Source organism: Pseudomonas sp. EA_15y_Pfl1_P101 (genome assembly GCF_963970835.1).
Lineage (GTDB): Bacteria > Pseudomonadota > Gammaproteobacteria > Pseudomonadales > Pseudomonadaceae > Aquipseudomonas > Aquipseudomonas tritici.
Window position 1 is genome coordinate 211,689 of record NZ_CAXAPA010000010.1, and the last position, 13,003, is coordinate 224,691.

Below are 13,003 nucleotides of genomic sequence, written 5' to 3' on the forward strand. Positions count from 1 at the left end.
GCTGGGGATTATAGAATAAGAAACATCCAGTCACTCCTATCTGAAAGAGCGGCTGGTTTTCTGTGTAGGCTTAGTGATAATGCGTAAGCTGTTCTTTTCTTTATCTGAGGGCCATACAGCCTATGTGGTACAACGGTTTTCTTGACTTGTCAGCCTGGCAACTGGTTGCAGTCACCCTGTTGATGACCCACGTGACCATCGTTGGGGTCACGGTCTATCTGCACCGCTATTCAGCCCATCGCTCCCTGGAGCTCAATGCCGGCCTGAAACACTTCTTCCGCTTCTGGCTGTGGCTCACCACGGCGCAGAACACCCGCGAGTGGACTGCCATCCACCGCAAACACCACGCCAAGTGCGAAACCGTCGATGACCCGCACAGCCCGGTCATCAAGGGTTTGTCCACCGTTATGCGCAAAGGTGCCGAGCTGTACCGCGCCGAGGCCGAAAACCCTGAGACCCTGCGCATCTACGGCAAGAACTGCCCGGACGACTGGATCGAACGCAAGGTCTACACCCCTTACCCATTGTTGGGCGTGGCGATCATGGGCGTGATCGACCTGCTGTTGTTTGGCACGATCGGTATCACCATCTGGGCGATCCAGATGATGTGGATTCCGTTCTGGGCCGCCGGGGTGATCAACGGCCTGGGCCATGCCGTGGGCTATCGCAATTTCGAATGCCGTGACGCGGCGACCAACCTGGTGCCGTGGGGCATCATCGTCGGTGGTGAAGAGCTGCATAACAACCACCACACCTACCCCAACTCCGCCAAGTTGTCGGTGAAGAAGTGGGAATTCGACATGGGCTGGGCCTGGATCAAAGTGTTCAGTTTCCTGCGCCTGGCGAAGGTGCAACGCGTTGCGCCCATCGCCCACCGCGTCGAAGGCAAGGGCCACCTGGACATGGACACCGCCATGGCGATCCTCAACAACCGTTTCCAGATCATGGCCCAGTACCGCAAGTTGGTGATCGCCCCGCTCGTCAAGCAGGAGCTGGAAAAAGTCGATCACTCGGTTCGCCACCAATTCCACCGCGCCAAGCGTCTGCTGTCGCGAGAAACCAGCTTGTTGGATGACCGCCACCACCTGCGTATCCAGAGCATGCTGGAACACAGCCAGGCACTTAAAGTGATCTACGAAAAGCGCCTGGCACTGCAGCAGATCTGGCTGAAGACCAGTTCAAATGGCCACGATATGCTGGCAGCTATAAAGGAATGGGTGCATGAAGCTGAGGCCAGCGGCATCCAGTCCCTGCGGGATTTCGCCCACCAATTGAAGACCTATTCGCTGCGTCCTGCGGCGGTCTGACCGTAAGGTGGGAGGGCTTCCCCTCCCACCTTACGGCTTTTTGGCGTCATTTCTCGGACACCGGCAATCGATCCTGTTGACGGAACTTCACTGCAATTCGCCTCTCTCAATGAACACTTCGCCATCATGGTGGCCCTTGTAGTGACCGCTGTTTCAATGTGCGGCGCGCCCAGAGAGAGTTGTGCCGATGGTTCACGAAAAACCCTACTTGTCCGATCCGCCCACCGCTGAACATCCGCGTCCGGCTGCGGCGGCGACCCTCTTGGCGCTGGTGCACGCCCAGGGTGAAGTCGAACGGCTGAGTGAGCGCGAGCAGTTGCTCAGCTCAATGCTGGTGAGCGTGAACGCCGTGCTGTGGGCCATGGACTGGGAAACGCGCCGCGTACTTTATGTGAGCCCGGCCTATGAGCGGGTGTTCGGGCGCTCCGCCGGCCTGCTACTGGCAGACCATAGGGAGTGGCGCAACAGCATTCACCCCGAAGACCTCGACTACGCCGAACACAGCCTGGCCCGCGTGCTGGGACAAGGCGCCGTGGAAGACCGCGAGTACCGCATCATCACCGCCGACGGGCAAATCCGCTGGTTGAGCGACAAGTGTTACATCAACCAGCAAATCGAACCTGGTGAGCCCTTGATCGTGGTAGGCATAGCCGAAGACATCACCGAAAAGAAACAGATGGCGCTGGAGCTGCACCGTCTCGCCACCACCGACGTGCTGACTCAAAGCAGCAACCGTCGGCACTTCTTCGAATGCGCCAATCAAGCCTTCGACAGTGCCTGCGCGCAAGGCGCGCCGCTGGCGTTCCTGCTGCTGGACATCGATGACTTCAAGGACGTTAACGACACCTACGGGCATCTGGAGGGCGACCAGGTACTGCGGCGCATCGCCGAGAGCGGTCGAGGGGTATTGCGCCGTGGCGATCTGTTCGGACGCATTGGTGGTGAAGAGTTCGCCGCCGTGCTGCCGGGCTGCGCGCCGGAGATGGCGCTGCAAGTGGCCGAACGCCTGGGCAAGGAGATTCAAGCGCTGAGTTTCAGCTACGAAGGCCAGGCGTTCAAGGTAACCATCAGCCAGGGCCTGGCCAGCCTCACCGAGGCAGACTCGACCCTGGACAGCCTGTTCGCCCGCGCCGACGCCGCCATGTACGAAGCCAAGCGCCTGGGCAAGAACCGCGTAATAGCGGGTTAAGCAATCGCATCCCCCTGTGGGAGCTGGCTTACCTGCGATAGCATCACTTCGAACTGCCTGAAGCACCACGCCACCTGCATCGCAGGCAAGCCAGCTGCCACATTGATATGTGTCGCCCGCTAGGCCTTGCGCACCCGCATCAGCTCAGACAAGCCAACTTTGAGCAGCCACGCCGTCTTGCCCTTGGCAAGCGCTTCCAACCCTTCATGCTCGGTCAATCGCGCCATCTGCGCGGCCACATTCATCCAGCACGCTCACTCGGTAATGCTGCGACCTTAGACAATGCCGCGGCCCACTGACAATGAACACGGCCTGAATGCGCTGGAGTGTGCATAAAAAAACCCGCCGAAGCGGGTTTTTTTCTGTCGATCAGGTCAGCGTCCGCTTACAGCTCGGAGAAGCACTCTTCAATGATCGCCAGGCCTTTGTCCAACTGCTCGTCCGGCGAGGTCAGCGGGACCAGTACGCGCAACACGTTGCCATAGGTGCCGCAAGACAGCAGGATCAGGCCCTTGTCACGCGCCTTGGCTACCACGGAAGCAACGGCAGCGGCGTTTGGTTTGTGGCTATCGCCACCTTCAAACAGCTCGACCGCGATCATAGCGCCCAAGGCCCGCACTTCACCGATCACCGGGTACTTGGCCTGGATGGCCTTGAGGCCCGTGACCAAGCGCTCGCCAACCGCTTTGCAGCGGTCCAGCAGGTGCTCTTCTTCAAACACTTCCATCACCGCCAGCGCCGCAGCGCACGCGATCGGGCTACCGGCGTAAGTACCGCCCAGGCCGCCTGGCGCGATGGCGTCCATGTACTCGGCCTTGCCGCACACACCCGCCAGCGGGAAGCCGCCGGCGATGGATTTGGCGAAGGTGGTCAGGTCGGCAGCAACGCCCATCTGTTCCATGGCGAAGAAGGTACCGGTACGACCGGCGCCGGTCTGCACTTCGTCGGCGATCAGCAGGATGCCGTGCTTGTCGCACAGTTCGCGCAGGCGCTTCATGAAGGATTTTGGCGCGACGTAGAAACCGCCTTCGCCCTGCACCGGCTCGATGATGATTGCAGCGATATCACGCGGCTCGGCATCGTTCTTGAAAATGCGCTCGATGCTGGCGATCGAATCGTCGTCGCTCACACCGTGCAGTTCATTCGGGAACAGCGCACGGAACACACCGCCTGGCATCAGGCCCATGCCGGCCGAATAAGGCACGACTTTACCGGTGAGGCCCAGGGTCATCATGGTGCGACCGTGGTAAGCGCCAGTAAAAGCAATCACACCAGCACGGCCAGTGGCGGCGCGGGCGATTTTCACGGCGTTTTCGACGGCTTCGGAACCGGTGGTGACCAGCAGGGTTTTCTTGGCGAAATCACCTGGGACCTTGGCGTTGATTTTTTCGCACAGTTCCACGTAAGGCTCGTAGGCCAGCACCTGGAAACAGGTGTGCGTCAGCTTGTTCAGTTGCGCGGTCACAGCGGCGATGATTTTCGGGTGCACATGGCCGGTGTTCAGCACGGCGATGCCGCCGGCGAAGTCAATGAACTCGCGACCTTCAACGTCGGTCACGGTGGCGTTCTTCGCGGATTCGGCGAAGATCGGGTGAATCTGGCCCACACCGCGGGGTACAGCGGCTTCGCGGCGTTTCATCAGGGATGCGTTGGTCTTGCTCATAAAGTCCTCATTCGCCACTCATCGGGTGGCGTGGTCCAAGGAATACGTGGCGGGGAGGCAACTACGGCAGCATGCGATGATCGACTGCCACAGCTTTCCCGGCCACTACGAAGTACGGTATGAAACACGCAAAGGGTCAGCGCTCTCGTGCCCTCTGCGTTTACAGCAATGCCATGCCGGGCTCGTTAGATGCCCAGGCAGAGGTATTTGATTTCCAGGTAATCCTCGATCCCGTACTTGGAACCTTCACGGCCCAGGCCCGAAGCCTTGATGCCGCCGAACGGCGCCACTTCATTGGAGATCAACCCAGTGTTGACGCCGACCATGCCATATTCCAGAGCTTCAGCCACACGGAAAACGCGGCCCAGGTCACGGGCATAGAAGTAGGAAGCCAGGCCAAATTCGGTGTCGTTGGACATCGCGATCACTTCGGCCTCGTCTTTGAAACGGAACAGCGGCGCCAGTGGGCCGAAGGTTTCTTCCTTCGCGACCGCAGCGTTTTTCGGCACATTGGTAAGGATAGTCGGCTCGAAGAAGTTGCCTTCCATCACCTTGCCGCCAGCCAGCAATGTGGCGCCTTTGCTCAAGGCATCAGCAATGTGTTCCTGAACCTTGGCCACGGCCTTTTCGTCGATCAACGGGCCAGTGGTGGTGCCTTCTTCCAGCCCGTTGCCGATCTTCAACTTGGCCACGGCCGCTTTCAGTTTTTCGGCGAACGCGTCGTACACCGAATCCTGAATGTACAGGCGGTTGGCACAAACGCAGGTCTGGCCGTTGTTGCGGTACTTGGAGATGATCGCGCCTTCGACGGCCTTATCCAAGTCCGCATCGTCGAACACGATGAACGGCGCATTGCCACCCAATTCCAGGGAGACTTTCTTGATGTCCTTGGCGCATTCGGCCATCAACTGGCGACCGATTTCGGTCGAGCCGGTGAAGGACAATTTACGCACGATCGGGTTGCTGGTCAGCTCGCTGCCGATGTCACCCGCACTGCCCGACACCACGCTGAAAACACCCTTTGGGATACCGGCACGCTGCGCCAGCTCAGCCAGGGCGAATGCGGAAAACGGGGTTTGCGACGCCGGCTTGAGGACCATTGTGCAACCGGCGGCCAGCGCCGGGCCGGCTTTGCGGGTGATCATCGCGGCCGGGAAGTTCCAAGGAGTGATGGCGGCGGTCACGCCAATCGGCTGCTTGATAACGATCAGGCGCTTGTCGGGCTGGTGGCCAGGAATCACGTCACCGTAGACGCGCTTGGCTTCTTCGGCGAACCATTCGATAAACGAGGCGGCGTAGACGATTTCGCCCTTGGCTTCGGCCAATGGCTTGCCTTGCTCCAGGGTCATCAGGCGGGCCAGGTCTTCCTGGTTCTCGATGATCAGTTCGAACCAGCGACGCAGCTTGTTCGCGCGGTCCTTGGCGGTCAGTGCACGCCAGGCCGGTAGCGCCTTGTCGGCGGCTTCGATGGCGCGGCGGGTTTCAGCGGCGCCCATCTTTGGCACGGTACCGAGAATCTCGCCCGTGGCAGGGTTGTTGACCTTGATGGTTTGACCGTTGTCCGCATCGACCCAAGCGCCATCGATAAAGGCTTGCTGGCGGAACAACTGGGTATCTTTGAGCTGCATGTCGGCTTTCCTTAACAGCACCGCGCGCACGCGGAGCGAATTAGAGTTGTTGAAAGGCGCCTTGTGGGCTGCCGTCAGGGAAATCAGCCCCAGCGCGCGGAAGAAGTTAAAGAGCGCACGGGAGACAGAGCGTTTGAAATCTCAAACGAATCCTAGGATCAATGGGGGTACAGGGCAATAGGATGTTCGAAAAAAAGAACGAAAACGGCGCATTTGCCGGTTTTTTCTGATCAGCGTAGCTGGGCCAGATTTCATTGCATCGTTCGGTGGCGCCCAGCGCAGGGCCTCTATACCGCAGAGTCCTACACTCAAACGCCCAAAGACCAGCATGGACGCCCAAGGTCGACATGGGTATGATGTCGCCCGCACAAGCATCCGTAGCTCAGCTGGATAGAGTACTGCCCTCCGAAGGCAGGGGTCGTGGGTTCGAATCCCGCCGGGTGCACCATATAGCAGTCTCGGGCTGTCTCTGACAGTCTACGAAACACCCCAAGAAGCCCGCCCTGTGCGGGCTTTCTTGTTTCTGGCTATCCATCCCTGTCCACCCCTATAACTTCCCGCCGTGTATGCCCACGTGTATGCTTTGAGATTCCTAGAACTGGAGGCATACAGGAAGTGAAGCGCTCTGAAATCAAACGCCGCCCCTTAGCAGACACCACGCTTGCAGGCCTGGAGCCTGAGCACGCTACATATCGGGAGCAGGACGGGAATGGCCTGTACTTCCGGGTGAAACCTAACGGTCAAAAATCGTGGGAGCTGCGCTACAAAAAGCCAGACGGGAAATGGTCTTGGCTGGGTCTCGGCGGCTACCCGGAAATCAGTGGCTCTTTGGCGAGACAGAAAGCAACTCAACTGCGGGAAGACGCATCGACCGGCAAAAATCCATTGGTGAGCAAGCAAGCTCGCAAGGTTGCAGACCAGGTTGCTGCCAACAACACCTTTGAATCGTTAGGCCGCGAGTGGTTTGAGGCCAGACGCACAAGCTGGGAATCAGGTACGTCTCGACGAGTACTTGGCGCACTCGAGCTTCACGTGTTCCCCATCTTCGGCAAACGCGTGTACACAGAAATATTGCCCCTGGAATGGATGGAGTTTCTACGCGGCATGGAGCAGAAGGGGATCATTGAACAAATGGGCCGAGTTCGTGCCTTTTGCAAAGAGATCTATGACCTGGCTCGCGTAACAGGACGAGCTGTCCACAACCCACTTGAAGGTCTAAGCAAATTCCTGCAATCACGTAGCGCTGAAAACTATGCACACGTGTCGATTGAAGAACTGCCTGCGCTACTTCGAGCAATCAATTCCTACCCTCACGCAAAGGACGTTCGTATAGGGCTTCGCTTGCTTTCCTTATTAGCATCGCGCCCGAGCGAGATCCGAGAAGCACGCTGGTCAGAAATCGACCTCTCCAAAAAGCTATGGACGATCCCAGCCGAGCGAATGAAACGTCGTCGCGAACATGTCGTGCCTCTCTCTCGACAGGCAATCGAAGCGCTCACAGAGTTACGAACACTGACAGGTGCGTACCCTCTCCTATTTCCAGGCAGGAAAGACAGGACAATACCCCGTAGCAACACCGTCTTTCTAATGGCGCTCCGCAGACTGGGATATGCCGGTCGGCAAACAGGCCACGGCTTTCGTCATATCGCGAGCACCATACTCAATGAGCAGGGTTTCGATGAGAATCACATTGAGGCCCAGCTCTCTCACGCAAAGGAAGGAATTGCAGGGGTGTACAACAAGGCGGTTTACCTGCCTCAGCGCAGAGTGATGATGCAGTGGTACGCAGATCATCTGGATGAGCTAGTAGATGGCAACATTATTCAGGGACAGTTTGGAAAGGCGGGTTGAATACGCCAACCCCATACCCATCAAAACTCGATGTTACTGGTGTTACGCACGTTACGCATCAGACCAACCAATTGATTTTATTGAATATTTCTTGCGTAACACGTATTAAAAGAGATCCGTACACCATGTGTTACGCGTCAAAAGCGTGTTACGCCTAAGGCGCCCAAAACCTCTGGCGGCCATCTCTTATTGGGCGCCCCACGCTGAGGAGGGGCCGCTGTTATCGGACTACCAGAAGGGGCGCAGGGGACTACCGTTCGTCGGGACTTTACCGGGTTTCATTTCTCACTTTCCGATTTTCAACTGTATAGAAAACCAGTAGGGCAAGGTAGGACAGCCCCGGAAAAAACTGAAACCTTGCTGCGATCTTGCTCAATTAAATTGTCTTATCCATAAAACCTGCGCCGAAAATTATAAAAATAAAACTTTTAAAAAATAGAAAATCGTTTACATAGCTGGGGCCTGTACGAACTACGACAGGTAACGCGCCATGCAGCCTCACGACACTTCAGACCACTCCACTACCTCTCTCACCCCTGCTTGTTTGCTCACTACCGACCAAGTCGCTAATGCACTAGGTCTGTCCAGCCGAACGCTTGCCGCCTGGAGAAGTTCTCGCAGCAACTCACTTCCCTATATCAAAACCGGGTCTCGGGTTCGTTATCGCTCCCAAGACGTGGTCGCGTGGCTTGAAACCCAACTGCGCTCACCTGCAAAAACCGCTGGAGACAGGACCTGATGAGCGCCCCAAAGCAATCTGCAAAAGTTGTGGGGCTCGCCCCCTCCACTCCACGAGAAAGTCACCAAAAGGCCCCTAGCGGATCCGCATGCTTGCCGATCAGCGCGCCTCATACGGAAATGGGACAGTTCGATCCGGCCGCCACGCTGATACGCATCAATCAAGTCATAGCCCTAACAGGTATCGGCCGCGCAACGGTTTACAAACTTATGAGCCAGCCCGAGAGCGGCTTTCCGCAAGCGGTGAAGCTCACCGACAGCAATGCGCGTGGGGCTCCGGTCGCTTGGGTATTAGCCGAAATTTTGAATTGGACGCGCGCGCGTATCGCGGCCCGCGACCGGGTGGCTGCATGAGGAACCGTGTCGCTGATAAGGCCATTTTGCAGCCCTTCTCTGTACTCAGAAAAGTCGGTTTCTCGTCACGAGGGATGCAACGTTTTGAACGTCACCGCTCAGAGCAAAAACGCCTGAACCGAGTAGTTGTCGTCATGCGATGGGCAGACGGCACCTGGTGTGCATTGTCATTACCCAGCGGAGCCCCGCGCGCAGTGGTCTTGGATGAAGGGCAGCAAATCGACGCTTACGAAGATGCACGATCTTGCCTCGACGGCGACTTTCTCCCACTGCTCTCCCTGCGCTGGGAAGCAAATGCCTGAAACGAAAACGCCCCCGGCGGCAACCGGAGGCGTTGAGGTAAATCTACATGCCTGAGCAATTTATTCCCCACCGAAAAAATCCGCAAGCGATCCACACAGTTGCGCTTTCAAAAAACGGACGTTACTCTCTGGCCGTCGCTGCAAATTCAGCGACCGGGTTTAGCGGCCCGAGCACATACAGGCGCACAAGCGCTTCCGACTCGATTGCATGCGCTTTTTTTGTGCCTGCGACTCTCGTTTATGGTGGCTGTGCGTGGGAGACCTTCGGGTCTGCCGGGGTCCTGTATGCCCGGTCCGCTAACCCGCGCACAGCTGCCACCCTAATTCGTTTAGCGGCGAACCGTGGCAGCTCCTCACATACAGGAGCTTCACCAGATGCACGCCCTCAATCCGTCCAAAATTCGCGCCGCCGCTCATCGAGCAATGGCTCTCGCCGCTTTACACGCCAACTCCAGCCTCGCTACACGCCTTTCCCGTTACAACGCCCATATGTCCAAAGCGCGAGCCCTGGAAGCCGCAGGGGGTGCCCAATGAGCATGCTCCCAGGCTTTGCACTTCCCGAGGATCTGCTCTGCGTCAGCCAAAACGCCGAAGCCGGTCTGCCTATCGACGCCATCACCTGTGCGCTCGACCGTGCCGACTCCGTTCTCATGCTGTTGGAAGATCACTTAGAGGGAGATAAACCCCTGCTTTCCAACCGCGTGCTGTCGTCAGTTATTTGGGATGTTCGCGGCACCTTAGGCCTGATCAAAACACTCACCATGTACGGTGATGCTTCTTCTGTGCCGATGAGCCAGAAAGGCGGTGCACTGTGACCCACTCCAGCACTCGTGGACGCTCTGAGTTTTCCCCTGCCAACGGTAACGGCCAAAACCTGTTTCGGGTGAATGCCGGTATCCCACTAGAGGACGCACTTGAAGCCGTCTCCCAGATTCTGCACCACGCCAATCAACTGATCCTCGACGCAGCCATCAGCGATGCGGGCGAGCGTTTTAGTTGGCCTGCGTTCTATCTCGGCGAGATGGCCAAAGCGCTGATCGACGACGTGAACGAGGCGTTGCTTGAGTCGAGGATCGCACCATGACTCAGCGCACCGGCAACACCTCAAAACGCCCGAGCTTTGCCGACGTAAAAAGTGTTGCCCTGAAGAACATAGACCGTGTGCTTGCTCACTGGCTGCCAAACGGCAAACGCGTCGACGGCGGCAAGGAATACACCGCACCGAACCCCACGCGTACAGACAAACGCGCTGGCTCACTCAAGATCAATTTGAGCAAAGGCACCTGGGCGGATTTTGCCACCGGCGATAAGGGCGGAGACCTGATCGACCTGGTCCGCTACATCGACGGCGGCACGGACGTTGAGGCCTACAAAAAACTGGCGGATTTTCTCAGCGTTTCCGCTGGTTCAGCGACAACCAAAAGCGCACCGGCCAAGAACGCAACGCCGGAGTGGATCGCGATTCGACCGATCCCGGCCGAGGCCATGAACAAGTGCCCAGCTAAACACCGGCAACACGGTGTTCCGTCAAAGGTGTGGATCTATCGCGACGCGCAGGGCCAGCCAGTCATGGCGCTGTATCGCTTCGACCTGGGCCCAGATGAAGACGGCAAACCGAGGAAGGTCTTTGCACCGCTTACCTGGTGCAAGCGTTCCGATGGGCAAACCAACCAATGGCGTTGGCAAGGATTGCCGGAGCCTCGGCCTCTGCTACGCCTGGATGAACTGGCACAGCGCGCCGACGCACCCGTGGTGCTGTGTGAGGGCGAGAAAGCAGCTGACGCTGCCGCTGAACTGATGCCCGACTACGTTGCCACCTGCTGGCCGAACGGCTCCAATTCTTGGCACAAGGCCGACCTGACGCCACTCAAAGGGCGCACAGTGGTGCTGTGGCCGGATAACGATGCCAGCGGCAAGACTTGCATGGACTCCATCGAGCTCAAGCTGATTGAGCTGGGCGCCGATTCAGTGCAACGAATCTCGCTCGACGTGTTCAAGCTCAAGCCCAGCAGCAAAGGCAGAAAGCCGACATTCGTCAAAGGTGGAAAATGTGCAGACGGCGACGATGCAGCGGATGCAGTAGCCAAAGGCTGGACCGCTGGCCACGTAGCCGAACTGGTGCGCAGCGGTGATTTTTTCCTCGGTGCCGCTGAGTCAACTGATCCCCAAAAACAGATGGCCAAGGCGCCCGCCAAACGCCCCGCGAAATCGAAAAATGATCTGTTACCGGGCGGCTTTCGCCTGACGCCTGAAGGGGTGTTTTATTCCGGCGATGATGGCGAAGCGCGTCCTGTGTGTTCGCCTCTCGAAATCATCGCCCGCACTCGCGACGACAAGGGCCACAACTGGGGCTTGCTGGTCGAGTTCGATGACCCGGACGGCGCTAAAAAACGCTGGAACATTCCGGCACGAACCATGACCGGCGACTTCGGCAAGGATGTTCTCGGTCCACTGGTAGACATGGGCCTGCGCCTTGCTGGAAGCCGATCAGGACGCAATGCCCGCAACGACCTACAAAGCTATCTCGGCGGCTTCGACAGCGCCCAGCGCGCACGTTTGGTGACGCGCCTGGGTTGGCACGACAACGCGTTCCTTTTGCCCGAACAGCAAATCGGCTCACACGCCGAACATCTGCATTTTTATGAGGCAGGTGCCCAGCTGCCACCGATCAGCGAGGCGGGCTCTCTGGAGCAATGGCAGCAGCAAATCGGCGCACTGTGCGTTGGCAACCACCGCTTAGCATTTGTCGTCTCTGTGGCGTTTGCAGGCCCTTTGCTCAACCTGCTCGGGCATGAGTCGGGCGGTTTCCACCTGTATGGCGACAGCTCCGGTGGCAAGACCACTCACCTACAAGTCGCCGCCTCGGTTTATGGCGGGCCGCGCCTAGTGCGTTCCTGGCGCTCGACAGACAACGCCCTGGAGTCCATCGCAGCCGCTCACTCAGACGGCCTCCTGGTGCTAGATGAAATCGGAATGTGTGACCCACGCATCATTGGCGAGACGGTGTACATGCTCGGCAATGGCACTGGCAAGGCCCGGGCGAATGATCGAGGACAAGCGGGCCGGCAGGTGCAGGAGTGGCGCTTGCTGTTTCTCTCGACCGGCGAGAAGACGTTGGCGCAGCACATGGCGGATGCCAACAAGGAGCTGAAAGCGGGTATGGAAGTCCGCATGCTCGCCGTACCTGCGGATGCCAGCAAAGGCCTCGGCATGTTCGATGTGCTGAATGGTTTTGAGGATGCTGCCGCCCTCTCTGATGCGCTCAAGGCCCGTGTCGCCAAATACTACGGCACACCCCTCACCGCCTTCCTCCACGCGCTGTGCGCGCCTGGAGAAATGCTCAGATGGTCGGTGATCGTTCGCCGCACGGTGGAGCAGTTCATCACCCAAAACCTGCCCGCGTCGGCCAGTGGTCAGGCGCAACGTGCCGCCCTTCGCTTCGGCCTCGCGGCAGCGGCCGGAGAGTTGGCCACCGCCTTTGGCGTAACCGGCTGGCCGGATGGCACGGCCACGATCGCCGCACGGGTGTGTCTGCATGCATGGCTCGCCGAACGCGGCGGCGCCGGTAACTTCGAGGGCGATGCGATCTTGGCGCGACTGCGCCAGGTCATCGAGCGATTCGGAGAAAGCCGCTTCACCCGCTGGGAATCTGCCGCCGCCAAGATCGATGAACACGGCCCACGCACGATTGATCGGCTTGGCTTTCGCAAGACGTTGGAACACGGCATGGGCGATGCCCTGCACACCACCAACACCTACTACGTGCTGCCTGAAGCCTGGAGGGCCGAGATTTTCAAGGGCATGAACATCAGTGCGGTGAACAAGGAGTTGCTGCAACGGGGCGTGCTTGAGCCGGGAAGTGACGGTAAGGCGTACAGCTTGATTCGTCTGCCCGGGTTAGGACCTCAACGCTGCTATGTGGTGAAGACCGTTCCAGGAACGGATGAGAGCGAGGCTAGGGCCGCCTGAGG

At 58.5% G+C, this 13,003-nt stretch carries 11 protein-coding genes, 1 tRNA gene and 1 pseudogene; 10 read left to right on the plus strand and 3 right to left on the minus strand.

From position 1 onward, the window contains the following. The first annotated feature begins 122 nt into the window (after positions 1 to 122). Positions 123 to 1,307, plus strand: a complete 1,185-nt coding sequence (gene desA, locus AACY36_RS17750) for a delta-9 fatty acid desaturase DesA (RefSeq protein ID WP_065872791.1) — start codon at positions 123 to 125, stop codon at positions 1,305 to 1,307. Between the two features lie 187 nt (positions 1,308 to 1,494). Next, entirely contained in the window at positions 1,495 to 2,496 is a 1,002-nt protein-coding gene (locus AACY36_RS17755; RefSeq protein WP_339419867.1) for a GGDEF domain-containing protein, read from the plus strand. 119 nt (positions 2,497 to 2,615) lie between these two features. Here AACY36_RS17755 and AACY36_RS17760 read toward each other — a convergent pair. The 3 genes and pseudogenes from AACY36_RS17760 to gabD form a co-directional block, all read right to left on the minus strand. After that, positions 2,616 to 2,741: pseudogene (locus AACY36_RS17760) on the minus strand (histidine kinase); the annotation flags it as partial. A 140-nt stretch (positions 2,742 to 2,881) separates the two neighbouring features. Next, the gene (gene gabT / locus AACY36_RS17765) at positions 2,882 to 4,159 is read right to left on the minus strand and encodes a 4-aminobutyrate--2-oxoglutarate transaminase (protein WP_049710644.1); all 1,278 of its coding nucleotides are present in this window, start codon (positions 4,157 to 4,159) and stop codon (positions 2,882 to 2,884) included. A gap of 185 nt (positions 4,160 to 4,344) precedes the next feature. Then, positions 4,345 to 5,787: an NADP-dependent succinate-semialdehyde dehydrogenase gene (gene gabD, locus AACY36_RS17770; protein WP_339419866.1), complete on the minus strand. Its 1,443-nt coding sequence runs from the start codon at positions 5,785 to 5,787 to the stop codon at positions 4,345 to 4,347. Between the two features lie 371 nt (positions 5,788 to 6,158). On the opposite strand from gabD, the gene AACY36_RS17775 reads away from it, so the two are divergent. From AACY36_RS17775 to AACY36_RS17810, 8 genes are all read left to right on the plus strand, one after another. Next, positions 6,159 to 6,235 (plus strand) — tRNA-Arg (locus tag AACY36_RS17775). Positions 6,236 to 6,402: 167 nt separating this feature from the next. Further along, positions 6,403 to 7,638, plus strand: coding sequence for a tyrosine-type recombinase/integrase (locus AACY36_RS17780; protein ID WP_339497376.1), 1,236 nt, complete (start codon positions 6,403 to 6,405; stop codon positions 7,636 to 7,638). 490 nt (positions 7,639 to 8,128) lie between these two features. Beyond that, positions 8,129 to 8,377 (plus strand): helix-turn-helix domain-containing protein, encoded by a 249-nt coding sequence (locus AACY36_RS17785; protein WP_083207084.1) that lies wholly within the window; start codon positions 8,129 to 8,131, stop codon positions 8,375 to 8,377. Positions 8,378 to 8,496: 119 nt separating this feature from the next. Beyond that, a complete protein-coding gene (locus AACY36_RS17790) occupies positions 8,497 to 8,730 on the plus strand; it encodes a helix-turn-helix transcriptional regulator (protein ID WP_047279826.1) in 234 nt (77 codons plus the stop codon). Beyond that, on the plus strand, positions 8,727 to 9,032 hold the full coding sequence (locus AACY36_RS17795; protein ID WP_339497377.1) for a hypothetical protein: 306 nt from the start codon (positions 8,727 to 8,729) through the stop codon (positions 9,030 to 9,032). Before AACY36_RS17790 ends, AACY36_RS17795 begins: the two co-directional genes overlap by 4 nt. A gap of 530 nt (positions 9,033 to 9,562) precedes the next feature. After that, a complete protein-coding gene (locus AACY36_RS17800; protein WP_339497378.1) occupies positions 9,563 to 9,847 on the plus strand; it encodes a hypothetical protein in 285 nt (94 codons plus the stop codon). Then, the gene (locus AACY36_RS17805; RefSeq protein WP_003187533.1) at positions 9,844 to 10,116 is read left to right on the plus strand and encodes a DUF3077 domain-containing protein; all 273 of its coding nucleotides are present in this window, start codon (positions 9,844 to 9,846) and stop codon (positions 10,114 to 10,116) included. Before AACY36_RS17800 ends, AACY36_RS17805 begins: the two co-directional genes overlap by 4 nt. Then, positions 10,113 to 13,001, plus strand: coding sequence for a DUF927 domain-containing protein (locus tag AACY36_RS17810; RefSeq protein WP_339497380.1), 2,889 nt, complete (start codon positions 10,113 to 10,115; stop codon positions 12,999 to 13,001). The genes AACY36_RS17805 and AACY36_RS17810 overlap by 4 nt, the downstream gene beginning before the upstream one ends. Positions 13,002 to 13,003 lie beyond the last annotated feature (2 nt).